This window comes from Polaromonas sp. P4_H1, assembly GCF_056400945.1.
Genome location: NZ_JBFUKG010000005.1, coordinates 218,209 through 244,677, shown reverse-complemented (window position 1 = coordinate 244,677; position 26,469 = coordinate 218,209). Strand labels below are relative to the sequence as shown.

Below are 26,469 nucleotides of genomic sequence, written 5' to 3'. Positions count from 1 at the left end.
TGTGTCGAAGTGCTAGCCTGAAGTTTTTGGTGAGTTGAAAAAAGAAGTGGGCCGCATCGAGCGGCCCACTTTGCTTCTACCCCATCCGGTGAATTCATCAAACCCCGGCGGAGCGAGTGGCAACCTGGTTAACTTTATTGCGTAGCAGGCACTGTTATTTCTGCTTCGCGCAGCACGCCACCACCGGCGACACTGCCCTGGGCTTTGCCGCTGCCCGCAATGCGCTCCTGGCAGGCAATCTGGTCGTCGCCTTTAAAGACTTCACACCGCTTCAGTGCGTTGGCGGCAAACTGGCCGTCACCGTTTTCAAGCTTGCCTGCGCGCTTGGCAGCGTTGGCATTTTTCACCTCGGTGATGCAGGTGGCCCTGTCTTGCTGGGTTTTACCGCTGTTACAGGCGGCCATTTCGCTTTTTGCATCACCGGTTGCATCAATACCGGTCGTGCCGGATGCAATTTGCGCGGAGGCGATCTGAGCGGTGGCGGCAGTCATGGCCAGCAGTACAGCCAGTCCGAAGCAAGCCACGCCTTTGCCCAAGCGGTTAAGCCGGACGTGATGGTCGTGGCGGATAGGCATTAATAAGTGCATGGTCAAACTCCTTGTTCCATTTCGGTTCATGTAGTTTGGCGCAGCGGCTCTGTATGGGATGAAAGGAAATCACCAGCAAGACCGCGTCCCACGCCGAATTCCTCTGTAGGACAGGTCTTTCAAGGGTTTTCCTGCCTGGCTCAAGCACCGCAGGAACAGAGGGGAAAGGGTGCTGAAGGCCGCGCTTCTGGTGACCCGGCGTTTACATCGACCAGATGCGCGGGCTGGAGGCGGCCTGTTGCCAGAAATGACTGCGCCAGGCCAGCCACACCTGCCTCAGCAGCGCCATGGCGGGCTCCACCACCGGCGCCAGCACCCTGACCACCACCACCTGCCCATCGGGGCTGGTGGCGCCCGCCGTTGCCGACAGCGGGTGCGCTTCGAGGATCTGGCGCGCGGTGTCCAGCGCCTGCTGGCGGCGGTTGCGGTCGAGCTTGCTGCCGGCCACAAAAAAGAGCGAGGCCATGCAGCGGTGCCCCGCCATGCCGAGCGGGCTGCTCATCAGCAAGGTGTCGCTGGCCTGCATGCGCGCGCGCTCCAGCCACACGCCCGGCACTTCAATATGCTGGCAAAAGCTGCCATGTTCAAAGGGCAGGTTGGCAGCGGGCAGGCCGAGTGCGGTGACGTCCCAGCCGATCAACTCGGCCCCGGGGGCCAGCGTCATGGTCAGGTGGTTTTCAGCGAGGCAGCCGCTGTAGCAAATCGCCTCCAGCGGCAGCCACTCCATGCGCGCGCCGGCCTTGAGCGTCAGATGGGTGCGCTGCAGCGCGGGCTCACCGGTGGAGCGGTAAAAACGCGTGGCGCCGGGTGTGGTGACCAGGCCGTGTGCGCCGGCGCCGGCGCTGAATTGCAAGTCCAGCGTGTCGCCGCCCACCAGCCCGCCGGGCGGGTGCACGATCACGTTGTGGCAAATCGCATCGCCCTCGGGATAGAGGCTTTGCAAAATACGCAGCGGCCCGCTGTGGCGAAAGTGGGCAACCGTCTTGCCGGCTTGCCATGTGTAGTCGAGTGCGAGCGTCGCGTTCCAGGTCATGGGCCGAGTTTAGCGTGCCTGCCACGCTGGTTCGCTATGAAGTTTATAGCTGTCAGCCCGTGTTTTTGATGGGCTTCGGCCGTTGTTGATCGTGGCTGGTCATTGATTCCGGTTGCCTGCGTTGTTCCCTACGCTGTTGTATGAACTGTTGCATGAACTGTTGCCCGCGCGGCAAACCGGAATGCACTTCAGGATGCAGCCACCAGCTGGTCTTTGGCTTCCTTCACGCGCAGCGCCAGATGGTCCAGCGCTTCCTGCACCTGATCCACCAGCACAAGGCACAGGTCACCGGGTTGCAGGCGCGCCAGTGCCGTGTCAATGGCCAGGAATTCGCCGCGGATTTCGTCGATGCGGCTGGTGCGGCTGGCCTTGTGTAATCCTTCCAGGCCTTCGCGCAGCAGCCCCATCACTTCGCCATCGGCGCGGCCGCGCTGGGCGGCGTCCTGGTAAAGGATGACGTCGTCAAACGCGGCGCCCAGGATCACGGTCTGGTCGCGGATGTCGCTGTCGCGCCGGTCGCCGGCGCCGCTGATCACCACGCTGCGGCGCTGCCCGGATGCGGCGGGCATGGCGTCTACCGCCGCCACCAGTGCGCGCATGGCGTCCGGGTTGTGGCCGTAGTCTGCAATGACCGTGGCACCGCGGTAGTCCATCACATTGAAGCGGCCCGGTGCGTTGTGCGCATCGTTGACAAAGCTGGCCAGCCCGCTTTTGATGGTGTCCCAGTTCAGGCCCGTCGCCCAGGCTGCGGCTATCGCGGCCATGGCATTTTCGACCTGAAAGCCAATGCTGCCGCCGCGCGTCACGGGAATGCCGGTCAGCGGAATGCGTTCGACCCACGCGCCTTCGGCGGCCACCAGCATCGGGCCGTCCACGTACACGGTGCGCTTGCCCTGCGCGCGGTGCGTGGCCATGAGCGGGTGGTGGCGGTCTGCTGCGAAATAAATCACCTTGCCGGGGCAGGTGGCAGCCATGTCGGCGACGATGGGATCCGCCGCATTGAGCACCGCATAGCCGGTGGACGCGACGTTCTGCACAATCACGCGCTTGAGCACCGCCAGGTCTTCCACTGTGGTGATGTAGTTGAGCCCCAGGTGGTCGCCGCTGCCGATGTTGGTGACGACGGCCACTTCGCAGCGGTCAAAGCCCAGGCCTTCGCGCAGCACGCCGCCGCGGGCGACTTCAAAGACGGCGGCGTCCACGTCGGGATGCATCAGCACGTTGCGGGCGCTCTTGGGGCCACTGCAGTCACCGCTGTCGGTCTGCCGGCCATTGACCCAGACACCGTCGGTGTTGGTCATGCCGGTGCGCAGGCCGTGCGCGGCCATCAGGTGGGCAATCAGGCGCGTGGTGGTGGTTTTGCCGTTGGTGCCGGTCACGGCAATCACGGGGATGCGGCCGTTATTCACGTCATTTCCGCCGGCCGGGAACAGCTCGTTGATCATGGCCACGCCCACGGCGCGGCCCTTGCCATAGGAGGGCGAGAGGTGCATGCGCAGGCCGGGCGCGGCATTGACCTCGACCACGCCACCGCTTTGCGATTCGAGCGGGCGCAGCATGCTTTCGCAGACCACGTCGACGCCGCAGATGTGCAGGCCCACCATCTTCGCCGCAGCCACGGCGCGTGCCGCCACGGCGGGATGCACATCGTCCGTGACATCGGTCGCGGTGCCGCCGGTGCTCAGATTGGCGTTGTTGCGCAGGATGACGCGGCGTCCCTTGGCGGGAATTGATTCGGGCGTGAGATCCTGCGCCTCGAGCCGGCCCACAGCGATATCGTCAAAGCGGATTTTGGTCAGCGAGGTGGCATGGCCTTCGCCGCGCCGAGGGTCCTGGTTGACGATGTCGACCAGTTCGCGCACGGTGTGCAGTCCGTCGCCCACCACCTGCGGCGGATCGCGCCGCGAGGCGGCGACCAGCTTGTCGCCCACCACCAGCAGGCGGAAGTCGCTGCCGGGCAAAAACGTTTCGACCATGACCTCGCCATACTCGGCCGCCGCGCGGTAAGCGCTTTCCAGTTGTTCCCGGCTGCTGATGTTGACGGTAACGCCCTTGCCCTGGTTGCCGTCTTGCGGCTTCACCGCGACGGGCAGGCCAATCTGCCGGGCCACGGCCCAGGCGTCTTCCACGTCGCTGACCGGCCGGCCCAGCGGCACCGGCACGCCGGCCGCACGCAGCAGCTTTTTGGTGAGGTCCTTGTCCTGGGCAATCGACTCGGCCACGGCGCTGGTGGCGTCGATTTCGGCCGCCTGGATGCGGCGCTGTTTGGAGCCCCAGCCGAACTGCACCATGCTGCCCTTGGTCAGGCGCCGGTAGGGAATGCCGCGCGCCACGGCCGCATCGACTATGGCGCCGGTGCTGGGCCCCAGGCGCTCGTCTTCGTCCAGGTCGCGCAGTTGCGCGATGGCCGCGTCGAGGTCAAAAGCGGCGTCGCGCAGGGCTGCGTGAATCAGGGCCTGCGCCAGTTCCAGCGCCAGCCGGCCCACAGCCTCTTCGCTGTATTCGACCACGACCTGGTAGGTGCCGGGTTCCACCGTGACGGCCGTCTGGCTGAAGGTGACCGGGCAGCCGGCTGCCGCTTGCAGCGCCAGCGCAGAGGCTTCCAGCACATGCGCCAGCGAGACCGGGCCGCCGTGGCCGGTCTGGCGCAGCGCGCCGATGCCGGGAAAGAGCGCGCGCACGCGCGGCTCAAGGCCGGGCAGGTCGTCTATCGAACGTTCGGCCGCCGTGCAGGCCACGACGGCTTCCAGCGCCGTGTGCCGGCTCCAGAGGTTGGGCCCGCGCAGGGCCCGGATGCGGGACACTTCCATTACTCTGCACTCCCGGCAGTTTTAGGGGTGGTTTCAAAGGCTTCCAGGCCTGCGCCGATCAAATTGAGCGGAATGCCCAGCGCCCAGGCCGCACCAACGGCGGCCAGCAGCGTGCTTTCACTGAGGTCGCGCCGCGCGCGCCAGGCCGACAGCTTGCCCAGGCCGGGCAGAAAGGCTTCGGTGGCGCCGGTGGCCAGCACGATCTGGTCTTGCCGCACATACAGGGCGCGGCCGCCTTTGGCGCAATGCGCGGCGAGGGCGGGCGCCTTGGGGTCGGCGCTGTAGAAAATGACTTCGCCATCGCACAGGTCATGCATGTCCGCGATGCGTTGATGGGCGGCGTTGAGGACCGCCGCACCGCCGGACAGCACCACGTCGACCTGCGTGCGCATGACCCGGAACATCTGCTCGTCTTCGGTGATGTCGAATTCGGCCAGGCCGGCGGCGCCGCCGAGGTCGGTGACCACGCCCACCTGGCAGCGGTCGTAAGCCAGGCCGCTGCGCAAGATGGTTTCGGCGCTGTTTTCAAACACGGCGGCCTGCACCGTGCGATTGATCAGCAGGCGCTGGCCGGCTTCCCAGTGCGCGCTGTCGGAGGCATCCACGCAGCGCTGGTCCAGGAACAGGCCATCGCGGCAGGCCAGGCCGGTGTAGCGGCCCGACAGGTGCAGCAGCCAGGCCACCAGGCGCGCAATGCGCTGGGTGCCCTCGGAGCCGGCAATGCCAACGATGGGAATGCGGCCGCAGGGGCTGCTGTTCAGGCCGTCCTGTGGCGCGTGGTCGGGTGTGTCGGGAAACAGGTGGTCGCAAATGGCGCGGCCCACGGGCCGCGGCGAACCCTCGGCGGGTTTGAGGTGCATCAGCAGCCCAGGCCCGGCATTGACCTCGACAATGGCGCCGCCCTGCGCGTGCAGCGGGCGCGAGATGTCCTGCGCCACCACATCCACGCCGGCGATGTCCAGGCCGACGACGCGCGCAGCGAGCGACACGATATGGTCAACCTCGGGGTGGACCTCGTCGGTGCAGTCGATGGCGACATTGCCGTTGCGCTGGATCAGCACCTGCCGGCCGGCCGCCGGAACGGCGTGCGGCGTCAGGCCCTGGCGCTGCAGGTCCAGCACAATGGCTTCGTCCTTGTCGGTTTCAATGCGGCTGAGGGGAAAGTCTTCTTCCAGGCCGCGCCGCGGGTCGGTGTTGAGCTGGGCGTCCACCAGTTGCATCACGGTCGAGCTGCCGTCGCCGGTCACGGTGGCGGTTTCACCCCGGGCTGCCGCCACGACGCGGCCGCCCACCACCAGCAGGCGGTGTTCATGGCCACGTATGAAGCGCTCTACCATCACGTCGCTGCCATGCGGCTCGGCCACGCGGAAAGCCGCGTCCACTTCTTCCTGGGTGTTGAGGTCCAGCGAGACGCCGCGGCCGTGGTTGCCGTCGGAGGGCTTGACGACCACCGGCAGGCCGATGTCCTGGGCGGCTTCCCAGGCCTGCTCCACGGTGCTGACAATTTCGCCTTCCGGAACGGGGACGCCGCAGGTGGCGAGCAGGCTTTTGGTCAGGTCCTTGTCGTGGGCAATCCCTTCGGCAATGGCGCTGGTGAGGTCGGTTTCGGCGGTCCAGATGCGGCGCTGGCTGGCGCCGTAGCCTAGCTGGACCAGGTTGCCGTCGTTCAGGCGGATGTGCGGAATGCGGCGGTCGGTGGCGGCCGCCACAATCGACGCCGTGCTGGGGCCGAGATAGCAGTCATCCACCTTGGCGCGGATTTTCTCCACGGCAAGCTGTACGTCGGCCGGCCCGAAGGCTTCGTCATTGATGGCGGCCATCAGCAGCCGGTGGCCTTCGGCCAGCGCCGTGCGGGCCACCTGTTCGTCGCGCGCCCGGAACACCATGCGGTACACGCCGCGCCGGGAGGTGCTGCGTGTCTGGCCAAAGCCCGTCGGCATGTCGGCCAGGTTCAGCAGCTCGATCACCACATGTTCCAGCACGTGGCCCGCCCAGGTGCCTTCCCGCAGGCGCTGGATGAAGCCGCCGCGCTCGCCGACGCCGCAGTGGTGTTCGAGCAGGGCGGGCAGCAGGGCGACCAGCCGGTCATTGAAGCCGGGCAGCAGGTTGGAGGGGCAGTCTTCCAGGCCCCCCAGGTCCAGCCATACTTCAAGAACGGGCCGGTAGGTCCAGATATTCGGGCCGCGCAGGTAGTTGATACGCAGTAGCTTGATGTCGTCCTGTTTGCTCATGTTTTGCAAAATTGTCGGCACGTTATCGGGTTTTCGGTCCTGCCCATGCAGGATGCCCATGTTGTGTCGATAGATTTCAGTTGGAGGCCTTTGAGGGTCTCGGGGTCCTGCCTGTGTCTCGTTATTTTCGTTATTTGTTTGCTGGTTTTAATTGCAGCGGGCGGCAGTGGGCAAAGTGCTGATTTTGCAGGCATTCGCCATTTTCGGTCCGGAAATAGGTAAACATCGATGCGACGGCCCGCATTCGGCGAAAATCCCTGCTTCGGGGCCAATCCGCGCGAATCCGAACACCCAGCCGCGCCAGATGCCGGACTCCAGGAAATTCATTACACAATGCAACATAACCATCCGGTGGACGACTCCAGCCATACCGACCCTGCGCTGACAGGGCTTCGTTCACAACTTGCAACCAAAGAAAACGTTCTGGCGACCCTGACGGTTGACCTGGACCCGCAACTTCGTTTTGCCCAAGGCCTGCTCGCCCTGACTGACCGCCGCCTGCTGGCCTGCAGCCCGCAGGGCGACTGGCACGCCTGGTCCCTCCCGGACGCGGCGGGTGCGCCCGGGCAGGGCTTGCAATTGCGCCATTTCGACCATGCCGGCGTGGGCACGCTGGAGCTGCACGATACCCACAGCCGGCTCGCGAGCTGGCGGTTTACCCTGGGGGCCAATATGCAGGCGCTGCGCCTGGCGCGGCTGTTTGCCCAGCAAGGCGCCGTCGTGACGGCGGATCTGGCGGGTGCGGCCGGCGTGACCGATGAAGCCGCCCTGTGCCCCGAATGCGATTTGCCGCTGCCGCCGGACAGCGAGGAATGCCCGGCCTGCGCCCGCGAGCTGCACACGCCGCCGTCCACCTGGGTGCTGCTGCGCCTGTGGCGTTTTGCCCATCCTTACCGCCATCAGCTGCTGGCCGGTTTTTTGCTGACGCTGGCCTCCACGGCGGCTACGCTGGTGCCGCCCTACCTGACCATTCCGCTGATGGACGACATCCTGATCCCGTTCCAGAACGGCCAGCAGATCGAGCCCTGGAAAGTCATTGCCCTGCTCGCCGGGCTGCTGGCCGCGGCGCTGCTGGGGTGGGCGCTGAACTGGGCGCGCACCTATTTGCTGGCGCTGGTGTCCGAGCGCATCGGTGCGGACCTGCGCACCGCCACGTTTGACCACCTGCTGGAGCTGTCGCTCGACTATTTCGGGGGCAAGCGCACCGGTGACCTGATGTCCCGGATAGGCTCCGAAACCGACCGTATCTGTGTGTTCCTGTCGCTGCATGCGCTGGACTTTGCCACCGATGTGCTGATGATCCTCATGACCGCGGTCATCTTGTTCTCAATCAATCCGTGGCTGGCCCTGGTGACCCTGCTGCCGCTGCCGTTTATCGGCTGGATGATCCATGTGGTGCGGGACAAGCTGCGCACCGGCTTTGAAAAGATCGACCGGGTCTGGTCCGACGTGACCAACGTACTGGCCGACACGATCCCCGGCATCCGTGTGGTCAAGGCTTTCGCCCAGGAAAAGCGCGAGGCCCAGCGCTTTCGCGAGGTCAACCAGCACAACCTGGCGGTCAACGACAAGCTCAACAAGACCTGGTCGCTGTTCACGCCCACCGTGTCACTGCTGACCGAGGTCGGCCTGCTGGTGGTCTGGGCCTTCGGTATCTGGCTGGTGTCAAAACAGCAGATCACGGTCGGGGTGCTGACGGCCTTCATTGCCTACATCGGGCGCTTTTACACCCGGCTGGATTCCATGAGCCGCATCGTGTCGGTGACGCAAAAGGCGGCAGCCGGCGCCAAGCGGATTTTCGACATCCTGGACCATGTCTCCAACGTGCCGGAGACGGCCAACCCGGTGAAAATAGGCGCGCTGCAGGGGCGCATCGAGATGAAGGGCCTGGGTTTTCGCTATGGCAACCGGTCCGTCATTCGCGGCCTGGACCTGCAGATCGAGCCGGGCGAGATGATCGGCCTGGTCGGCCACAGCGGCTCGGGCAAAAGCACGCTGGTCAACCTGATCTGCCGTTTTTACGATGTGAGCGACGGCGCTATTCAAGTAGACGGCACCGACATCCGGCGCTTTGGCGTGGCCGACTACCGCCGCCACATCGGCCTGGTGCTGCAGGAGCCCTTCCTCTTTTTCGGTACGATTGCCGAGAACATTGCCTACGGCAAGCCCGGCGCCACGCGCGCCGAAATCGTGGCGGCCGCGCGCGCCGCCCATGCGCATGAGTTCATCCTGCGCCTGGCCCAGGGCTATGACTCGCTGGTGGGCGAGCGCGGCCAGGGCCTGTCGGGCGGGGAGCGCCAGCGCATCTCGATTGCGCGCGCCCTGCTGATCAACCCGCGCATCCTGATCCTGGACGAGGCCACCTCCTCGGTCGACACCGAGACCGAAAAGGAAATCCAGCGCGCGCTGGACAACCTGGTGCAGGGCCGCACGACAATTGCCATTGCCCACCGCCTCTCGACGCTGCGCAAGGCCGACCGGCTGGTGGTGATGGACCGCGGCCAGGTGGTGGAAGTCGGCCCGCACGATGAGCTGATGGCGAAGCAGGGTGCTTACTGGCGGCTGTATGAAGCGCAGGCGCGCCAGGTGGACAGCGAGGAGGGCGGCCAGGACGGCGAGGAGAGCCGGATAGCCCTGGCCACCTCGCAGCTGGCCCATACCGCACAACATGCGGGCAACCCATGAGTGAGAACCCGAGCATGACAAATTCCCCCTCGACACCCTCGACACCCTCGACATCATCTACAGCTTCCCCGGCTTTCCAGCTGATGCGCCAGCCCTCCGGCCGGCTGCTGTTCATTGGCGCCAACGGCGAGCAGCATGCCGGCGTGGTGCCCGTGCGGGCGTTCCCGCTGGCTGCGCCCGATGAAGGCATCTCGCTGGTCAGTACCGAGGGCCATGAACTGGCCTGGGTAGAGCAGTTGCAGGCGCTGCCGCCCGCGCTGCGCACGCTGCTGCAGGAAGAGTTGGCCCTGCGCGACTTTGTGCCCGAGATACGGCGCCTGAAAAGCGTGTCGACCTTTGCCACGCCCAGCATCTGGACGGTGGAGACCGACCGGGGCGACACGTCTTTTGTGCTCAAGGGCGAGGAAGACATACGCCGGCTGGGGCGCACGGCCTTGCTCATCTCGGGCAGCCAGGGCGTGCAGTACAGCGTGCCCGACATGGCGGCGCTGGACCGCGCCTCGCGCCGCCTGCTGGAGCGGTTTCTGTGAGGGCTGGCGGGCAGGTACCCGGTTAGTCGGTTAGTCGGTTAGCGGGTTGGCAGCAATACGGTTCAGTTGGCGCACCGCGTGCAGTGCCGATCGTCTCCTTCCTCCGCAGGGGGAAGGCCGGGATGGGGGCTCACGGCGTGGGCGTCGGGCCACCGTGCTGACCTGGTCGTCGCTGGCCCTCACCCCAGCCTTCCCCCGAAAGGGGAAGGAGCTTCACGGGTCCTTGACTGAACCGTATGGGGGTTAACAGCGGCGCATAGCCGGTCTTGATGGCAGGGTGCGTCAGCCTACCCGGCGCAAGGTGGGCCGCCCCACCGGCGAGAGCGCCGCGCGCAGCCTGTCACTGCTGGAGGCGTCCGGCGCCGACGAGCCCAGCGCCGCTTCGACGCTGCCAATGTGGTCCAGCATGCGCTGCCGGGCCAGTTCCAGCTGGCCTTTTTCGAGCGCGGCCACGATGCCCGCATGCTCGGCGCAGGACTGGCCCGCGTCGTGCTTGGACTGGTACAGCGAGGCTGCCAGCGTGGTGCGCGCGGTCAGGTCGCGCAGCACATCGCACAGCAGCCGTTGCCCCAGGCATTCGGCCAGGCAGACATGGAAGTCGGCCAGCAGGAAAGAGCGGGTGGCGGCGTCGGCGTCTTCAATCGCCTGTTTCTCCTGGGCAATGTGCTGGCGCAGCTTGCGCACCACCGATTGCAGCGGCCGGCCTGCTTCGCGCAGGATGCCGGTCTCGATGATGCGGCGGGCCGAGAACGCATCGCGTGCCTCCTCGACCGAGGGCTCCACCACATACCAGCCCTTGCGCGTGCGCACTTCCACGAAGCCGCGTGCCTGCAGCTGCATCAGTGCTTCGCGCACCAGCGTGCGGCTCACACCGAACAGCTCGGCGAGCTCCTGCTCGCCCAGGCGCTCACCGGGCGCGAGCTTTTGCGCGAGGATGGATTCGACCACCTGCTGGGAAATCTGGTTCTGGCTGCTCATGGCATGGGACTTTAACGGACTAACGAACTGGCACGGCCACCGGCACGGGCGCAGGCTCCTCGTCCTCTATGTCGAACACCGCGTGCGGCTCGCCATTGAGCACGGCATGGGCGCGCTCGCGGTCGATGTCGCCCTCCCAGGCGGCCACCGCGACCGTGGCCACGCAGTTGCCGATCAGGTTGCCCAGGGCGCGGGCGATGCCCATGAACCAGTCCACCGACAGCACGAGCACCAGGCCGATGGCGGGAATGGCCGGAATCGCCTGCAGGGTGGCGGCCAGCACCACGATCGCCGAGCCCGGCACACCGTGCGCGCCCTTGGAGGTGACCAGCGAGATGGCCAGGATGGTCAGCAGATCGGTCATCGAGATCGGCGTGTTGGTGGCCTGGGCAATGAAGACGGCCGCCAGCGTGATGTAGATCGAGAACGCGTCGAGGTTGAACGAATAGCCGGTAGGGATGACCAGGCCGACCGTGGAGTCGCGTATGCCCATGTGCTTGAGCTTGGCCATGATCTGCGGCAGCACGCTGTCGGACGAGGTGGTGGCAAACACCACCATCAGTTCCTCGCGCAGGTAGCGCAGCAGCTTGAACAGGTTAAAGCCCGACAGGTGCATGATGGCGCCGAGCACGACGACCACGAAGATGGTCACCGCGCCATAGAACAGCACCACCAGCATGCCCAGCTGCTTGAGCGAGCCGATGCCGTACTTGCCCACGGTGAAGGCAATGGCACCCAGCACGCCCAGGGGCGCCAGCTTGATGATGATGCCCATGGTCTTGAACAGCACATGGGAGAGATCTTCGATGAAACCGCTGACATGCTTGCCGCGCTCGCCCAGCATGGCCAGCGCGCAGCCGAACAACACGGCGAACAGCAGCACCTGCAGCACATCGCCGTTGGCGAAGGCGCTCACCGCCGTGGTCGGGATCAGCTTCATCAGGAAGTCGACCGTGCCGCCGCCGGTCAGCTTGCTCGCGTTGGTGGCATAGGCGCTCATGGCGCTGGCGTCCAGCGTCTTGGGGTCGACATTCATGCCCACGCCGGGCTGGAACACAAAGGCCAGCAGCAGGCCCAGCGCCAGGGCGACGGTGGTGACCACCTCAAAGTAGATCAGCGACTTGACGCCGACCCGGCCGACCCGCTTGAGGTCGCCGGTGCCGGCGATGCCGTGCACCACCACGCAAAACACGATCAGCGGGATCAGCATCTTGATCAGCTTGATGAAGCCGTCGCCGAGCGGCTTGAGCTGCACGGCCGTGTCTGGCCAGACAAAACCGACGATCACGCCGACGATCAGGGCGAGCAGCACCTGACCGAACAGGGAGCGGAAAAACTTGGGCATGGCAGTCTCCGAAAGGGGTTTCTGAACAGCAAGGCCTATTGCTCACAAGTCTTGCATACAAGTAATGTAGGCAAAGTGCGGAAATAACATTTCAGGGTTATCCCGAGTCATCCCTGCCGGGAAAGTAAAAACTGATTCGCCCACTTCGCCTTCACTGGCTCACCCGAGGCGGTGCGGACAGCTCTTCCGGAAAGCAAAACTCCCGCCGCAACGGGAGTTTTGAGAGGAGGGGGTTAAGGCCGTTGACCGCCAATCCGGCAGGCCGCGCAGCGTGCGCCGGCAAACCTTCAAAAGCTTGGGAAAACTTGGAGACCTCGGTTTTTCGCGGCGCACGGAAACAGGCGGGCCCCGGAAATCCCGGCTGTGCCTGTCACCGCACCAGGCGCGGTGCCGAGGGTGCGTGTCAGCGCCGGGCCGCTGCGCTGGCCACGGCCAGCGCCGTCATGTTCACCACGCGCCGCACGGTGGCCGAGGTGGTCAGGATGTGTGCCGAGGCCGCCGTGCCGAGCAGAATGGGGCCGACGGTGACACCCTGGCCGCCCGTCATCTTGAGCACGTTGAAGAGGATGTTGGCGGAATCCAGATTCGGGCAAATCAGGATATTGGCCTCCCCGCTCAGATTGCTTTCCATCAGGGACGCCCGCCGCACCTCTTCCGACAGCGCCGCATCGCCATGCAGCTCGCCATCGGACTCCACGTCGGGCGCCATCCTGGTGAACAGCTCGTGGGCCAGCCGCATCTTGCGCGCCGACGCACGGTTGGACGAGCCATAGTTGGAGTGCGACAGAAATGCCACCTTGGGCGGGATGCCGAAGCGCCGCACCTCATCGACCGCCATCAGCGCAATGCTGGCCAGCTGCTCGGCACTCGGGTCTTCGTTGACAAAGGTATCGGCGATGAACAGGGTGCGTTTGTCCAGCATCAGTGCATTCAGCGCCGCAAACCCGGACGCACCCTCCTTGAGCCCGATGATGTCGCGCACATGCTCAAGATGTCCGTCGTAGCGGCCCACCATGCCGCACAGCATGACATCGGCGTCGCCGAGTTTGACCATCAGCGCGGCGATAGTGGTGGTGGAGCGGCGCACCGCCGCCTTGGCGGCGTCGGGCGTCACGCCGTGGCGACCCATGATCCGGTGGTAGGTTTCCCAGTAATGGCGAAAGCGCGGGTCGTCCTCGGGATTGACGCATTCCACATCGTGGCCGAGCCGCAGCCGCAGTCCGGCCTTGGCGATGCGGGTCTCGATCACGGCGGGACGGCCGATGAGGATGGGCCGGGCCAGGCCTTCGTCGAGCACCAGTTGCGCCGCACGCAGCACGCGCTCGTCCTCCCCTTCGGCGAAGGCCACGCGTTTGTGCGGGTCCGCAATGGCGTGCGCCGCAAGGAACATCGGTTGCATGAGCATGCCGGTCGAGTACACGAAACGCGACAGTTCCCGCCGGTAAGCGGCCATGTCCGTGATGGGCCGGGTCGCCACACCCGAGTCCTGCGCGGCCTGCGCCACCGCCGGTGCGATCCTGAGAATCAGGCGCGAGTCAAAAGGCTTGGGAATGATGTAGTCAGGGCCGAACACCAGATCCTGCCCGATATAGGCCCGGGCGACTTCCTCGCTGATGTCCGCCTTGGTCAGGTCGGCAATCTGCCGCACGCAGGCGAGCTTCATTTCTTCGGTGATCTTGGTGGCGCCGCAATCGAGCGCGCCGCGAAAGATGTAGGGGAAGCACAGGACATTGTTGACCTGGTTCGGGTAGTCCGAACGGCCCGTGGCAATGATGCAGTCCGGCCGCGCCGCCTTGGCCAGCTCGGGTCGAATTTCCGGTTCGGGGTTGGCCAGCGCCAGGATGATCGGGCTGGCGGCCATGGTCTTGACCATGTCCTGCGTCAGCACGCCGGGCGCCGAGCACCCCAGAAACACGTCCGCGCCGTTGACCGCGTCGGCCAGCGTGCGCAGCGCCGTTTCCTGGGAAAAACGTTTCTTGGATTCGTCAAAACCGCCGGGGCGGCCGTGGTAGATCACGCCTTTGGAGTCGCAGACATAGACGTTTTCGCGGCGCACCCCCAGGCCCACCATCACGTCCAGGCAGGCCAGTGCGGCCGCTCCCGCCCCCGAGACCGCGACCTTGACGTCCTCGATCCGCTTGCCCACCAGTTCCAGGCCGTTGAGCACGGCCGCCGACGAGATGATGGCGGTGCCGTGCTGGTCGTCGTGGAACACCGGTATGTTCATGCGCTCGCGCAGTTTCGTCTCGATGTAGAAACACTCCGGTGCCTTGATGTCCTCGAGGTTGATGCCGCCCAGCGTGGGCTCCATGGCGGCGATGATGTCAATCAGCCTGTCGGGGTCGCGCTCGGCCAGCTCGATGTCAAACACGTCGATGCCGGCGAACTTCTTGAACAGGCAGCCCTTGCCTTCCATCACCGGCTTGGCTGCCAGCGGGCCGATGTCGCCCAGTCCCAGGACGGCCGTGCCATTGGTGATCACCCCCACGAGGTTGCCGCGCGAGGTGTACTCGGCCGCGAGCGAGGGGTCGGCCTCGATGTCAAGGCAGGGGTAGGCCACGCCGGGCGAATAGGCCAGGGACAGGTCCCGCTGGTTGGACAGCGGCTTGGTTGGCGTGATGGATATCTTGCCGTGCACCGGGCTGCGGTGGTAGTCGCGCGCGGCGTCGCGCAGCGCTTCTTCAGCCGGTGAAAGAGGAGTAGTCATGGTGTGTCTCCTTGTTTCCTGAGGGCTGGAAGACTGGCGACTCGCTGCTTTCCTGGTATTCATGCAGTCGAGCGCCGGCTTCCCGGTTCATGTGCCCGAAGTTAAATATTACGCCTGTGACGGCTCACTTTCAGGCGTCAGTGACTCTCGCACCGCACGGATTCGCCGGGTCGGCGAAATGCCTGGAAATCGCCCGGCGCGGCGCCGGGTGGCAATGTGACACGGCACCGGAAGTGCGGTCGGTCGGGTGCCGGCGGTTTGCGCGCGCCATGTCGCTGCTGCGGGCGCCGGGCAACTCACCGTTGCCGGCTGTCCCGGTCTTTCGTGAGTTTTTTCGTGCGTTTTTGCCGTCGGGTCAGGCCAGCAAATCAACCAGCGTGCGGGCAATCACCTTGGTGGCGCGGCGCAGGTCTTCCAGCTCCAGACGCTCGTCGGCACGCTTGGCATGCGACTCGAGCACGCTGCGTGGCCCGGCGCCGTAAATCACACCGGGAATGCCGGCTTCGGCATAGAGCCGCACGTCGGTGTACAGCGGCGTGCCCATGGCCGGGATTTTCTGGCCGAACAGTGCCTCGCCATGCTTCTGGATCGCGTCCACCAGGGGCTTGTTGCCCGCCAGCGGCTTCATCGAGTTGGCCAGCAGCAGCCGCTTGATGTCCACGCTGATGCCCGCGCAGCCGGCAGCGGCGTCGGCAATCACCTGGCGGATGGTGGCTTCGACTTCGACCGGATTTTCTTCCGGGATCATGCGGCGGTCCAGCTTGAACATCACCTTGCCGGGCACGACGTTGGTGTTGGTTCCGCCTTCGATGCGGCCTACATTCAGGTAAGGGTGGTTGATGCCCGCGACCCCAGAGGTGACCTTGCGGTACAGCGCGTTTTGCGCATACAGCGCATTGAGGATATGCACCGCGCCCTGCAGCGCGTCGACGCCGGTGTCGGGAACGGCCGCATGGGCCATCTTGCCGTGCACGGTGACTTCCATTTGCAGGCAGCCGTTGTGGGCGGTCACGACTTCATATGAAAAGCCCGCCGCGATCATCAGGTCGGGTTTGGTCAGACCCTGGCGCAGCAGCCAGCCCGGCCCCATCTCGCCGCCAAACTCTTCGTCGTAGGTGAAATGCAGCTCGACACCGCCTTTGAGCGGTGCGCCCAGTGCTTCGAGTGCCCGGACGGCAAAGGTGAAGCTGGCGAAATCGCATTTGCTGACCGCGGCCGCGCGGCCGTAGATCTTGCCGTCTTCGATCTCGCCGCCATAAGGATCCTTGGTCCAGCCCTCGCCGGGCGGCACCACATCGCCGTGGGCATTGAGCGCGATCGTGCGTCCTTCGCCGGGTTTCGAATACGGGCGGCGCACGATCAGGTTGGTGATGGATTCGAGCCCATAGGCCCGGACGTCAGCCTCGGGAACAGGGTGTTTTTCAGCCTCAAAGCCGAAAGCCTGCAGCAGCTCGGCAGTGCGCTCGGCGTGCGGCGCGTTGTTGCCCGGGGGCGTGTCGGTGGGTACGCGTATGAGTTCCTGCAGGAAGCGCACTTCCTCGTCGAAGTGCTCGTCGATCCAGCGATCAAGCTGCTTGTAGGCGGTGTCGATGTTGGTATCGGTGTTGATGTCAGTGTTGATATGGGTGGTGGTCATGGGGTTTCCAAAGCCAGGTTGGCCAGCAGGCGCTGGAAGGCGGCCGTGGCGAGCTGAATGTCATCACTGGTGGTGCTCTCCAGCGGGTTGTGGCTGATGCCGGAATTCTCGCCGCGCACAAACAGCATGGCCTGCGGCATCACCTTGTGCAGTTTCATGGCGTCGTGGCCGGCGCCGCTGGGCATGCGGTACAGCGGAACGCCCAGTGGCTCCACGGCAGCCTCCCAGCGCCGCTGCCATTCGGGCGCGCTGGGCGCGGCGGCCGCTCGCTCGGTCAGCTCCAGCGTGTAGTGCACGCCGCGGCGCTCGCAAATGGTTTTGAGCTGCGCCAGTACGTCGGAGACCAATGCATCGCGCTGCGCATCGACGGCCGCGCGCATGTCGAGTGAAAACAGGCAGCGGCCCGGCACCACGTTGATGGAGCCGTTCGGTACCTGCAGCATGCCCACGGTGCCGACGGAATCGCCGTCGTGTGCAGCCCGCTTCTCCACATAGAGCGCGAGCTCGGCCACGGCGGTGGCTGCGTCGCGGCGGCGGTTCATCGGCGTGGTGCCGGCGTGGCTGGCCATGCCGATGATTTCGCAGAGGTAACGCACACTGCCGTTGATGGAGGTCACGATGCCCAGGGGGAGGTCCAGCTCATTGAGCACCGGTCCCTGCTCGATATGGACTTCGACAAAGCCGAGGTAGCTGTCTGCCTGGCGTTTGATCTTCGCGATGTCCGCGGGCTGGAGGCCGGCATTGTGCATGGCTTCGCGCATGGTGATGCCGTCGGCGTCCTTCTGGTCCAGCCACTCGGGCTTGAAGTCGCCGATCAACGCGCCCGAACCCAGGAAGGTGGCCTTGTAGCGCTGGCCTTCTTCTTCCGCAAAGCCGACCACTTCCAGGTTGAAGGGAAGTCGCCGGCCCAGGCGGTGCAGTTCGCGCACGCAGGCGATGGGCACAAAAATGCCGAGCCGGCCGTCGTACTTGCCGCCGTTGCGCACGGTGTCGTAGTGGCTGCCTGTGAGCAGGGTTTTGGCGTTGGGGGTGGCGGCCTTGTAGAGGCCCACCACGTTGCCCACGGCATCGATGCCCACCTCGTCAAAGCCGCAGTCCCGCATGGTCTTGCTTATGAACTGCGCGCAGGCGCGGTGTGCGTCGGTGAGGTAGGTCACCGTCAGCTGGCCTTTTTCGGCGTAGCCCGGGTCGCTGTATTGGGCCAGTTGCTCATGCCAGTCCCAGACGTCGTTGCCCAGCGCCGGTTCTGCCGCGAACTTGTCATTGAGCCGGAGTTCGACTACGCGGTGGATGTTGCGCAGGCATTCCTGCAGCTCAAAGTCAGGGTGGTTTTGCAGGCGCCGCGCAAAGGTCTCGATGATCTGCCGCTTGCTCAGCCCGTTGCCGCGCGGGCCGCGCACCGCGAGGATGAAGGGAAAGCCGAATTTGGCGTTGTAGTCGGTGTTGAGGTGCTGCAGGGTTTCAAACTCCTGCGGCGTGCATTGCGTGAGGCCTGCCTTGTCCTGTTCATGGGCTGACTCGGCCGTGAGGCTTTGGCTGACCATGGCCTTGCCGGCCAGTTCGGGGTGGGCCTGGATGAGGCGGATTTGCGCGTTCTTGCCGGCGTCGTGCAGCACGCGGGCCATCGCGTGTTTCAGGTGTGCCAGCGAGTGGAAAGGGCGCTCGTTGAGCGCCTTTTCGGCGACCCACGGCGAGTGCTCATACAGGCCGTCCAGCAGCTCCATCGCTTCGGCGCGGGAGGCACGATTGACTTGTTCCAGGGTGATGGCCATGGCGAGGTTCCCTTTCATGCTGGATACGGATGGGTCTGCTGCCAGTGCCGGGCAATATCAATGCGCCGGCACACCCAGACGCGGTCGTGCTGCTGCACATGGTCCAGAAAGCGCTGCAGCGCCACGATGCGCCCCGGCCGCCCGAGCAGCCGGCAGTGCATGCCGATGCTCAGCATCTTCGGGGCCTCGTCGCCTTCGGCATACAGCGCGTCAAAGCTGTCCTTCAGGTAGGTGAAGAAATCGTCGCCCTGGGAAAACCCCTGCGGCAATGAAAAGCGCATGTCGTTGGTGTCCAGCGTGTAGGGCACCACCAGGCGCGGCACCACCGTGCCGTCGGTGCGCGCGACCTTCATCCAGAAGGGCAGGTCGTCGCCGTAGTAGTCGCTGTCGTAAGCCAGCCGGCCGTCATCGGCCACCAGGCGCCGCGTGCGCGGGCTGTCGCGCCCGGTGTACCAGCCCAAGGGGCGGGTGCCGGTGAGTTGCTCGATGGCCTCCAGCCCCAGGCGCATGTGCTCGCGCTCGGTGGCTTCGTCGACATTCTGGTAGCTGATCCAGCGCCAGCCGTGGCAGGCGATCTCATGGCCCAGCTCCACGAAGGCTGAGGTCAGTTCAGGGTGGCGCTGCAGCGCCATGCCGACGCCAAACACGGTCAGCGGAAGCTTGCGCTTTTCAAATTCGCGCAGGATGCGCCACACACCCACGCGCGAGCCATATTCGTAAATGCCTTCCATGCTCAGATGGCGGTCGGCAAAACTGGCGGGGTTGAACATTTCGGAGAGGAACTGTTCGGAGCCTGCATCGCCATGTAGCACGGCGTTTTCACCGCCTTCCTCGTAGTTCAGTACAAACTGCACGGCAATGCGCGCCTGGCCTGGCCACTGGGCATGCGGCGGGTTGCGGCCGTAACCGACTAGATCACGGGGATAGGGTGCAGTGGAATCGTAGGTGTTCATGACAAAGCCATCGAAATATCGTTAGTGGGAACCTTGCGGTCAAAGGCGAGGTTTTCTTCGACATGCAGCAAATGCTCGGTCATCAGGCGCACGGCAAGCGCTTCGTCTTTAGCCGCCAGGGCCTTGACGATTTCGGCGTGTTCGTCGTTCGAGTGTTCGGCGGCGCTGGCGGTCTGGTACATCAGGGTGATGAGTGCGCAGCGCGAGATCAGCTCGCCGAGTATTTGAGCCAGCACTTCGTTGCCCATGAGTTCAGCCATGCGCACATGAAAGTCGCCCAGCAGTTCGGTGCGGCCGGGCACATCGTTGCGTTCCACAGCCGATTTCTCCTGGTTGACGTGGTCCCTGAGCGCCTTGATCTTGGCGGGGGTGACATCGCGCACAAAGGCACGGGTCATTTCCGCTTCCAGCATGCGCCGCACCGCAAACACCTGCCGGGCTTCGGGCACCGAGGGCGCGGCCACAAAGGCGCCACGGGCGGGCTCCAGGCGAATCAGGCGGTTTTGCGACAGCTGAAACAGCGCCTGCCGCACCAGGGTGCGCGATACACCGAAATGATCGGCCAGTTTTTGTTCGGCCAGTTTGGTGCCCGGGTGTAGCCGGTGCTCCACAATGGCCTTGGTCAGGGCTTCGACGATGGCATGGGTGGTGGATGATTCCATGCAGATATCATAGCCCCAAATCCAAAAATTGTATACAATTTTGGTGAACCGTTTTTTATGTTTTTCGCATTTTTCACCCACCCTGAACCCTGAACCCTGAAGGAACGCCATGGGCCTGAGCACACATGTACTGGACACGATGCACGGCACGCCGGCGGGCGGCATGCGGGTTGCACTGTTCACCACCCGCGGCGACCAGGCCACGCTGGTGAAAAGCTTCACACTTGACGACGATGGCCGCCATCCGGGCGGACTGCTGTACGACAGCGCCACGTTGCAAGCCGGCACCTACCGGCTGGTATTTGATGTGGCCGCTTATTTCAGGGCGAAGGGCGTGGTGCTGCCGGAGCCGCCCTTTTTGGACCAGGTCACGCTGGATTTCGGCGTGGCCGATACCGGCCAGCACTACCACGTGCCCCTGCTGGTCAGCCCCTGGAGCTACTCGACCTACCGCGGAAGCTGAAGCCGAACGGTGGGCTGTCGCGGCCCTGTCACGCAGCAGTCATGGGCGGCGGCGACAATCCGCCGGTTGCCACTTTTTTTGGTTCTACATGAACGACACGTCCACGGGCGCCCTGAGCCGCCGCCAAGCCCTGCTGTTATCTGCAGGTACTGCCGCCAGTCTGGTGCTTCCCGCAGCACGGGCGCAAGGCCCTGCTACTTCTACCCCTGCCTATCCCGACCGCGCCGTCAAGATCGTGGTGCCCTTTGCACCGGGCGCTGGCACCGACGCCATGGCGCGCCTGGTGGCGCAAAAGCTCGGCGAGGTCATGAACGCCACCTTTGTGGTGGACAACAAGGCCGGCGCTTCGGGTGCGATCGGCACGCAATATGTCGCCCAGGCCCCTGCGGATGGCTACACCCTGCTGCTGGTGGCCTCACCGTTCACCACGGTGGCGGCATCGCTGCCCAGCGCCAACTACGACCCGCTGCGCCAGTTCACGCCGGTCGGCATGATCGCCAGCGGCCCGCTGGTCTGGGCGGCCAACGCCCAGTTGCCGGTCAACAACATGAAAGAGCTGGTCACGCTGGCCAGGCAGAAGCCCGGCGCACTCAACTACGGCTCGGCCGGTGCGGGGGGCGTCAACCACCTGGTGCTGGAACTGCTGAAGGCGCGCACCGGCACCTTCATCACGCATATTCCTTACCGCGGCGTGGCACCCGCCACCATGGACATGATTGGCGGGCAGATCCAGCTGGTCACCGGCACTATTCCCGCCCTGTTGCCCTTCATCAGGAACGGCAGCATCAAGCCCCTGGCCGTGACGAGCGCCAAGCGCTCCAGTGCGCTGCCCGATGTGCCCAGCATGACCGAGGCCGGCATGCCCGGCATCGATGTGGTGAACTATTTCGCACTGATGGCGCCCACGGGCACGCCTGCTGCCGTCGTCAATGCCCTGAACGCTGCCATCAACAAGGTGGTGGCCCTGCCTGATGTGCTCGCCCGCTTCAAGACCGATGCCGTCGAGCCCGCACCCGGCTCGCCCGCGCTGCTGGGCCACTTCATCGAAGCCGACTACCGCGCCTGGCGCAACGTCGTGAAGACGCAAAACCTCAAAATAGAGTGACCCCCACGGTCGCTCACTKCGTGTAGCTCCCTGCCCCCCGAGGGGGCCGCCCGCCTGCGGCCCGGCAAAGCCGGTTCCGCGGCTCAGGCTGGGTTGAAGATCCCTCTTTGTCGCTCTTTCATATCCGGTCGTCCTGGCCTGTCGAAGGATGGCCCAGGGCGCTCCAAGCGCGATGCGCAGCGAACCGTCCAATACCAGCAGGGGCCGCGGGACTGGCTTTGCCAGACCGCAGGCGCAGCGGCCCCCTCGGGGGGCAGGGAGCTACACGMAGTGAGCGACCGTGGGGGCCTAATTCTGCCCTTCGGTCAGCGTATCCAGCTGAAACTTGCCACTCTTGTGCCACAGCCAGGTGTCGGTATAAACCACCTTGCCCAGCCGCGTGGGCGCGGGGAAAGGTGAGGCTTCCTTGATGGTGCGCTCAATTTCCGCGATCACTTCAGGGGCATGGCGCGGCGCGCGCATCCAGTCCAGGCGGGTCACGCGGCCGGCCCGATCTATCTCCACGTTCAGCACACCGATGGCATAGAGCAGCGGCGGCATTTTCCCCTTGTAAATACGGTCGGCATTGAGGCCATAAATATGGGTGGCGCCGTCTTCCCGGTAGGCGCGCGGCGAGCTGGCTGAAGACGTTCGGGCCGAGCCTTTTGGCTCAGGAACAGCAATGGCCACCGGCTTGTCGGGTTTGTCGGGTTCCTTCGGGGACTCGGGGAGCGCTATTTCGGGGGCGGTCTTGCAGGCATTCAGCAGTGCAGCCACCGAAGCGGCGAGGAGTGCCAGCAGCCAATGGCGGCGAAGTGCGGAGTCAGGCGTGTCGTGTCTCATGATGGGTGTGCGCTTATTGTTTGTTGTTGTTGCCATGTATGTCCGGACTGATCCCGGGAGCGAGATGTTGCCGGGCGCCATTTCTGTGGCCGAATCGTGCGAGGTGGTGCTAAGGTAAGGGTTCAGTCTGTATTCGCGTACGGCGTGCCTTGTCGCCTGGTGTGTCTCTTGTGTGCCTCTAGCGCTCCTTGTGCTCCTTGTGCCCTTTGTTGAATTCATGTTGTTGATGTAACTATTTTGCCCACAATTTAATCCGCTGACATGGCCAACTCGTCACCAATGGTTTCCAGCAACACCAGTCGGCCCGTCGACGCTTTTCTGGCACGGCTGGCCCATGAGCCGGCGGTGCTGGTGCGGGTGGTTTCGACCCAGGGCTCCGTTCCGCGCGAGGCCGGTACCTGGATGGCCGTTTTTACCGATGCACTGGTGGGCACCATAGGCGGCGGTCACCTGGAATACGAAGCCATTGCCAGGGCGCGTGCGCAACTGCTGGCCGAGGGCGTGCAAGGGAAAGAGGCGGAAGAGGCGAAGGAGGCCGCCGAGGCGCCGGTGCGTTTTGCGCTGGGGCCGGCGCTGGGCCAATGCTGCGGTGGCGTGGTGCATCTTCGTTTCGAGAGGGTCGGCGCGCATGATGCGCCCGCGCTGGCGCAAAGCCTGGCCGATGAACTGGCCGGCAGGCTGGTGCCGGTGGCCTTGTTTGGCGGCGGCCATGTGGGCCATGCGCTGGTGCAGGTGCTGGCGCCGTTGCCATTTCTGCTCACCTGGATCGACAGCCGCGACGAGGTCTTTCCCGACGAGGTGCCGGAACGCGTCGTGTGCGAGTATTCCGGGCCGGTGCAGGCGGCCGTGCCCGGCCTGGCGCCGCAGTCGCGCGTGCTCATCATGAGTTTCAGCCATGCGGAGGACCTGGATATAGTGGCCGCCTGCCTGAAACGTCAGCGCGAGAAGGCCGACCTGCCTTACATTGGCCTGATCGGCAGCAAAAGCAAATGGGCGGTGTTTCGCCATCGGCTGGAGGCCAGGGGTTTCACCCCGGCCGAGTTGGCGCAGGTGACCTGCCCGATCGGCGTGCCCGGTATCGGCGGCAAGGAACCGGAAGTGATTGCGGTCGCTGTAGCGGCGCAGCTGTTGCAAACCGTCCACGGCGGCTGAGCCTGGCCGCCCCAGGGCTTTGCCGGGGCCGTCAAACTCGATAAACTGACGCCATCAGGCCGCAGCGGAGCCGGGAAACGTCTGTTTCTTTTGTTCGCGGCCTAATTTCTGCTTACAGCGCCCGCAGTGGTGAGCAGGTTTGCATAGGTTGAGAGATATGGAAAACTACCTTCTCGACTGGGCCAACCTGCTGCTGCGCTGGGTCCATGTCATTACCGCCATCGCCTGGGTCGGTTCCTCGTTTTACTTTGTCTTTCTCGATTCCAGCCTGACGCCGCCGGAAGACGAGGACCTGAAGCGGCAGGGTGTCAGCGGCGAGCTCTGGGCGGTACACGGCGGCGGCTTTTACCACCCGGTCAAGTTCGCGGTCCAACCGCCGCAACTGCCGGCGCACCTGCACTGGTTTTACTGGGAAAGCTACAGCACCTGGCTGTCGGGTTTTGCGCTCTTCACCATCTCCTATCTCTGGAACGCCGGCACCTACCTGATCGACAAGTCCCTGATGAACTGGTCGACGGGGGCGGCTGTCGGTGTGGCGCTGTCTTTCTTGGTGGTGTTCTGGATGCTGTACGACGGCATCTGCCAACTCTTCGGCCAGCGCAATTTCCGCTGGGCCGCCCCGAGGAAATTGGGCCCCCTCGGGGGGCAGCGCATGACACGCAGTGAAAAGCGTGGGGGCGAGGTCAGTGGCGATGCCATCGTCGGGGCGCTGGTTGCGCTGCTGGTGTGCATCGCATCCTGGCTGGCCTGCCACTGGTTTGCCGGGCGCGCGGCCTTTTTGCTGGTGGGGGCCATGATGGCCACGGCCATGAGCGCCAATGTCTTTTTCTGGATCATCCCGGGCCAGCGCAAGGTGATTGCAAGCATCAAGGCCGGTGAGCCGGTGGACCCGGTGCACGGCCTGCGCGGCAAGCAGCGCAGCGTGCACAACACTTACTTCACGCTGCCGGTGCTGTTTGCCATGCTGAGCAACCACTACAGTTTTACCTGGAGTCATCCGCGTAACTGGCTGGTGCTCATCCTGATGATGCTGGCCGGCGCTGCCATCCGGCAGTTTTTTGTGCTGCGCCATGGCTACAAGCTGGGCCGCAACCGCCACCCGCTGCCTTACGCGCTGACCGGAATCGCGGTGATCATCGGCGCGATCGCCTGGATGAATCCGGTTGCTACCGAATCGATGGCGACTGGCCAAAGCGGTACAGGGGCTGACGGCGCCGGCAGTTATGCAGCGGTGCAGAAGGTGCTGGCCCAGCGCTGCTACCAGTGCCATGGCGAGCAGGTGCAGATGAAAAACGTGCGGCTGGATTCGCCGGAGCAGCTCAGCCGGCATGCGCAAGCCGTGTACCAGCAGGCCGTGGTGAGCAAGGCCATGCCCATGAACAATGCCACCGGCATGACCGACGCGGAGCGTGAGCTGCTCCGGCGGTGGTTTGAGGCGGGTGCCCGGACGCCTTGATCCGCTGACCGGCCACCGCATCCGTCGGCGCAGCAAGGCGCGGGCGCGTCTGCGTAATTTCACGTACAGGCATCGCCGGATCCCGTGCTTCAATTCGTGGCGGTTGCCGCCTGACGGCTGCGGCCGGGCACAACCCTGTGCCGATACCCGATAGGCCTAATAACCCAATAGCCTAATAGCCAAGAAACAGATGGTCGCCGCGGTCTCTCGGTCCGCCTGGCGTGCCACACCCTATGAGGAGGAGAAACCCATGATGATGCGTTTGCAGTTCCTGATTCGTCACCTGGCGGTTGCCGCTGCCCTGGCCGCACCGCTGGCAGTCAATGCCGTCCAGATTGTTGTCGGGCAGGTGGCCCCCTTGTCCGGGCTGGAGGGCTCGCAGGCCCGCGCCTATTCAACCGGCATCCAGCTGGCCCTGAACAAGGCCAACAAGGCGGGTGGGGTGAACGGCCATACGTTCAGCCTGGTCCGCAAGAACGATTCCGGCAGCCCTGCCGAAAATATGACCGCCACCCGGCAGCTGCTCGGCGAGAGCCGCCCGCTCGTGCTGGCGGGTTACTTCGGCGACCACGTGATTGGCGAGCTGGTCAGTTCCGGCCTGCTCGAAAAGGAAAATATCCCGCTGGTGGGCTACCGCGTGAACGAGATCAGGGCCGAGGCGCCCTTGCTCTACAGCGTCCGTGCGAATCTGCGCGATGAGATCAACAAGATCACCGAACATCTCGTCACGGTCGGTATCACCCGCATTGGTCTCTTTTATCAAGACGGTCCCGGTGCTGCCCCGTTGATTGCCGCGACCGAAGACGTGATGAAGAGCAAGGGCGCGCACATCACGGCCAAGGGCGCTTACGCGGCCGGTACGGCCAAGGTTCCCAATGCGGTGATTGACACCTTCATTGCCGCGGCGCCGCAGGCGATCATCATCGTTGCCAGCGGCTCCGCTGCGGCAGCCTTCATTGAAAAATACCAGGGAGGCGGCGGCACGGCGCGCCTGTTCGCGCACTCGGGCGCAGACATCGAGCAAATCTCCAAGCGCCTGGGCGAGGCCCAGCTCAAGGGCCTGGCTATCACCCAGGTAACGCCCAACCCGTACAAGATTTCAGGCCGGTTGAACAAGGAATTCAGCGATCTGGCGGGCAGCACCCCTGACCTGGAAGTGCCGGTGAGCTACGCGATGATGGAGGGCTACATTGCCGGCACGGTGATTGTGGAAGCCGTGCGGCGCATGGGCGCCCGTGTCTCCCGCGACGGAATGGTGAAAGCGCTCGACGGCCTGGACCTAGACCTGGGCGGCTACAAGGTCGGCTTCAAGCCGGGCATGCGGTTCGGCTCAAGGTTTGTGGAACTAACCATCGTCACCGAGGCCGGGCGTATCCGGCAGTGATCGGGCCGGCATGACCGCCACAGCGCGGTCTGCCTCTGCGTGCCGGGCTGTTTTTCGTGGATACCCGCCGCTCGCGGATGCGCTGAGGGCGGCGTTGACTTGAGGGGAATTCCAGCCTGAGGTCGTCGAAACGGAACTCCATGATTGTTAACTTGAAG

The 26,469-nt window shown here is 64.7% G+C and carries 19 protein-coding genes; 7 read left to right on the top strand and 12 right to left on the bottom strand.

From position 1 onward, the window contains the following. Nucleotides 1-134: 134 nt before the first annotated feature. The 4 genes from AC1DS5_RS09455 to AC1DS5_RS09440 all read right to left on the bottom strand — a co-directional run bounded on the left by AC1DS5_RS09455 (nucleotide 135) and on the right by AC1DS5_RS09440 (nucleotide 6,661). The gene (locus AC1DS5_RS09455; RefSeq protein ID WP_477717990.1) at nucleotides 135-587 is read right to left on the bottom strand and encodes a hypothetical protein; all 453 of its coding nucleotides are present in this window, start codon (nucleotides 585-587) and stop codon (nucleotides 135-137) included. A gap of 202 nt (nucleotides 588-789) precedes the next feature. After that, a complete protein-coding gene (locus AC1DS5_RS09450; RefSeq protein ID WP_477717989.1) occupies nucleotides 790-1,620 on the bottom strand; it encodes an urease accessory protein UreD in 831 nt (276 codons plus the stop codon). 188 nt (nucleotides 1,621-1,808) lie between these two features. Then, nucleotides 1,809-4,430 carry a cyanophycin synthetase gene (gene cphA, locus AC1DS5_RS09445; RefSeq protein WP_477717988.1) on the bottom strand — a complete coding sequence of 874 codons (2,622 nt, stop codon included), beginning with the start codon at nucleotides 4,428-4,430 and terminating at the stop codon, nucleotides 1,809-1,811. Next, on the bottom strand, nucleotides 4,430-6,661 hold the full coding sequence (locus AC1DS5_RS09440) for a cyanophycin synthetase (protein WP_477717987.1): 2,232 nt from the start codon (nucleotides 6,659-6,661) through the stop codon (nucleotides 4,430-4,432). The genes cphA and AC1DS5_RS09440 overlap by 1 nt, the downstream gene beginning before the upstream one ends. Nucleotides 6,662-6,994: 333 nt before the next feature. Between AC1DS5_RS09440 and AC1DS5_RS09435 the strand changes: the two genes are divergently transcribed. Both AC1DS5_RS09435 and AC1DS5_RS09430 read left to right on the top strand, forming a co-directional pair. Then, a complete protein-coding gene (locus tag AC1DS5_RS09435; RefSeq protein ID WP_477717986.1) occupies nucleotides 6,995-9,346 on the top strand; it encodes a cyanophycin metabolism-associated ABC transporter in 2,352 nt (783 codons plus the stop codon). 14 nt (nucleotides 9,347-9,360) lie between these two features. Beyond that, nucleotides 9,361-9,876 (top strand): cyanophycin metabolism-associated DUF1854 family protein, encoded by a 516-nt coding sequence (locus AC1DS5_RS09430; protein ID WP_477717985.1) that lies wholly within the window; start codon nucleotides 9,361-9,363, stop codon nucleotides 9,874-9,876. Between the two features lie 282 nt (nucleotides 9,877-10,158). Here the strand turns inward: AC1DS5_RS09430 and AC1DS5_RS09425 are convergent, their stop codons facing one another. From AC1DS5_RS09425 to AC1DS5_RS09395, 7 genes are all read right to left on the bottom strand, one after another. Next, nucleotides 10,159-10,854, bottom strand: a complete 696-nt coding sequence (locus AC1DS5_RS09425; RefSeq protein ID WP_477717984.1) for a GntR family transcriptional regulator — start codon at nucleotides 10,852-10,854, stop codon at nucleotides 10,159-10,161. Nucleotides 10,855-10,873: 19 nt separating this feature from the next. Then, nucleotides 10,874-12,199, bottom strand: a complete 1,326-nt coding sequence (locus AC1DS5_RS09420; protein ID WP_477717983.1) for a C4-dicarboxylate transporter DctA — start codon at nucleotides 12,197-12,199, stop codon at nucleotides 10,874-10,876. A gap of 403 nt (nucleotides 12,200-12,602) precedes the next feature. Beyond that, nucleotides 12,603-14,906, bottom strand: a complete 2,304-nt coding sequence (locus AC1DS5_RS09415; RefSeq protein WP_477717982.1) for an NADP-dependent malic enzyme — start codon at nucleotides 14,904-14,906, stop codon at nucleotides 12,603-12,605. Nucleotides 14,907-15,261: 355 nt separating this feature from the next. Then, nucleotides 15,262-16,542, bottom strand: coding sequence for a M20 family metallopeptidase (locus AC1DS5_RS09410; protein ID WP_477717981.1), 1,281 nt, complete (start codon nucleotides 16,540-16,542; stop codon nucleotides 15,262-15,264). Further along, entirely contained in the window at nucleotides 16,539-18,314 is a 1,776-nt protein-coding gene (gene uraD, locus AC1DS5_RS09405) for a 2-oxo-4-hydroxy-4-carboxy-5-ureidoimidazoline decarboxylase (protein ID WP_477717980.1), read from the bottom strand. Before uraD ends, AC1DS5_RS09410 begins: the two co-directional genes overlap by 4 nt. A 14-nt stretch (nucleotides 18,315-18,328) precedes the next feature. Continuing rightward, on the bottom strand, nucleotides 18,329-19,267 hold the full coding sequence (puuE, locus tag AC1DS5_RS09400) for an allantoinase PuuE (protein ID WP_477717979.1): 939 nt from the start codon (nucleotides 19,265-19,267) through the stop codon (nucleotides 18,329-18,331). Further along, on the bottom strand, nucleotides 19,264-19,929 hold the full coding sequence (locus tag AC1DS5_RS09395; protein WP_477717978.1) for a GntR family transcriptional regulator: 666 nt from the start codon (nucleotides 19,927-19,929) through the stop codon (nucleotides 19,264-19,266). The genes puuE and AC1DS5_RS09395 overlap by 4 nt, the downstream gene beginning before the upstream one ends. 109 nt (nucleotides 19,930-20,038) lie before the next feature. Here AC1DS5_RS09395 and uraH point away from each other — a divergent pair, with 109 nt between their 5' ends. Then, nucleotides 20,039-20,392: a hydroxyisourate hydrolase gene (gene uraH, locus AC1DS5_RS09390; protein ID WP_477717977.1), complete on the top strand. Its 354-nt coding sequence runs from the start codon at nucleotides 20,039-20,041 to the stop codon at nucleotides 20,390-20,392. A gap of 88 nt (nucleotides 20,393-20,480) precedes the next feature. Further along, nucleotides 20,481-21,497 (top strand): tripartite tricarboxylate transporter substrate binding protein, encoded by a 1,017-nt coding sequence (locus tag AC1DS5_RS09385; RefSeq protein ID WP_477717976.1) that lies wholly within the window; start codon nucleotides 20,481-20,483, stop codon nucleotides 21,495-21,497. A 288-nt stretch (nucleotides 21,498-21,785) separates the two neighbouring features. Here AC1DS5_RS09385 and AC1DS5_RS09380 read toward each other — a convergent pair whose 3' ends face one another. Beyond that, entirely contained in the window at nucleotides 21,786-22,319 is a 534-nt protein-coding gene (locus AC1DS5_RS09380) for a hypothetical protein (protein ID WP_477717975.1), read from the bottom strand. A 279-nt stretch (nucleotides 22,320-22,598) separates the two neighbouring features. Here AC1DS5_RS09380 and xdhC point away from each other — a divergent pair, with 279 nt between their 5' ends. The 3 genes from xdhC (at nucleotide 22,599) to AC1DS5_RS09365 (ending at nucleotide 26,311) form a co-directional block, all read left to right on the top strand. Continuing rightward, entirely contained in the window at nucleotides 22,599-23,471 is an 873-nt protein-coding gene (gene xdhC, locus AC1DS5_RS09375) for a xanthine dehydrogenase accessory protein XdhC (protein WP_477718008.1), read from the top strand. A 157-nt stretch (nucleotides 23,472-23,628) separates the two neighbouring features. Then, nucleotides 23,629-24,927: a urate hydroxylase PuuD gene (locus AC1DS5_RS09370; protein ID WP_477717974.1), complete on the top strand. Its 1,299-nt coding sequence runs from the start codon at nucleotides 23,629-23,631 to the stop codon at nucleotides 24,925-24,927. 253 nt (nucleotides 24,928-25,180) lie between these two features. After that, entirely contained in the window at nucleotides 25,181-26,311 is a 1,131-nt protein-coding gene (locus tag AC1DS5_RS09365; protein ID WP_477718007.1) for an ABC transporter substrate-binding protein, read from the top strand. The last annotated feature ends 158 nt before the right edge of the window (nucleotides 26,312-26,469 follow it).

Bases quoted from the DNA above. Each gene is read 5' to 3' on its own strand.
- AC1DS5_RS09455 (WP_477717990.1), bottom strand. From the start codon at position 587: ATGCACTTATTAATGCCTATCCGCCACGACCATCACGTCCGGCTTAAC.
- AC1DS5_RS09450 (WP_477717989.1), bottom strand. From the start codon at position 1,620: ATGACCTGGAACGCGACGCTCGCACTCGACTACACATGGCAAGCCGGC.
- cphA (WP_477717988.1), bottom strand. From the start codon at position 4,430: ATGGAAGTGTCCCGCATCCGGGCCCTGCGCGGGCCCAACCTCTGGAGC.
- AC1DS5_RS09440 (WP_477717987.1), bottom strand. From the start codon at position 6,661: ATGAGCAAACAGGACGACATCAAGCTACTGCGTATCAACTACCTGCGC.
- AC1DS5_RS09435 (WP_477717986.1), top strand. From the start codon at position 6,995: ATGCAACATAACCATCCGGTGGACGACTCCAGCCATACCGACCCTGCG.
- AC1DS5_RS09430 (WP_477717985.1), top strand. From the start codon at position 9,361: ATGACAAATTCCCCCTCGACACCCTCGACACCCTCGACATCATCTACA.
- AC1DS5_RS09425 (WP_477717984.1), bottom strand. From the start codon at position 10,854: ATGAGCAGCCAGAACCAGATTTCCCAGCAGGTGGTCGAATCCATCCTC.
- AC1DS5_RS09420 (WP_477717983.1), bottom strand. From the start codon at position 12,199: ATGCCCAAGTTTTTCCGCTCCCTGTTCGGTCAGGTGCTGCTCGCCCTG.
- AC1DS5_RS09415 (WP_477717982.1), bottom strand. From the start codon at position 14,906: ATGACTACTCCTCTTTCACCGGCTGAAGAAGCGCTGCGCGACGCCGCG.
- AC1DS5_RS09410 (WP_477717981.1), bottom strand. From the start codon at position 16,542: ATGACCACCACCCATATCAACACTGACATCAACACCGATACCAACATC.
- uraD (WP_477717980.1), bottom strand. From the start codon at position 18,314: ATGGCCATCACCCTGGAACAAGTCAATCGTGCCTCCCGCGCCGAAGCG.
- puuE (WP_477717979.1), bottom strand. From the start codon at position 19,267: ATGAACACCTACGATTCCACTGCACCCTATCCCCGTGATCTAGTCGGT.
- AC1DS5_RS09395 (WP_477717978.1), bottom strand. From the start codon at position 19,929: ATGGAATCATCCACCACCCATGCCATCGTCGAAGCCCTGACCAAGGCC.
- uraH (WP_477717977.1), top strand. From the start codon at position 20,039: ATGGGCCTGAGCACACATGTACTGGACACGATGCACGGCACGCCGGCG.
- AC1DS5_RS09385 (WP_477717976.1), top strand. From the start codon at position 20,481: ATGAACGACACGTCCACGGGCGCCCTGAGCCGCCGCCAAGCCCTGCTG.
- AC1DS5_RS09380 (WP_477717975.1), bottom strand. From the start codon at position 22,319: ATGAGACACGACACGCCTGACTCCGCACTTCGCCGCCATTGGCTGCTG.
- xdhC (WP_477718008.1), top strand. From the start codon at position 22,599: ATGGTTTCCAGCAACACCAGTCGGCCCGTCGACGCTTTTCTGGCACGG.
- AC1DS5_RS09370 (WP_477717974.1), top strand. From the start codon at position 23,629: ATGGAAAACTACCTTCTCGACTGGGCCAACCTGCTGCTGCGCTGGGTC.
- AC1DS5_RS09365 (WP_477718007.1), top strand. From the start codon at position 25,181: ATGATGCGTTTGCAGTTCCTGATTCGTCACCTGGCGGTTGCCGCTGCC.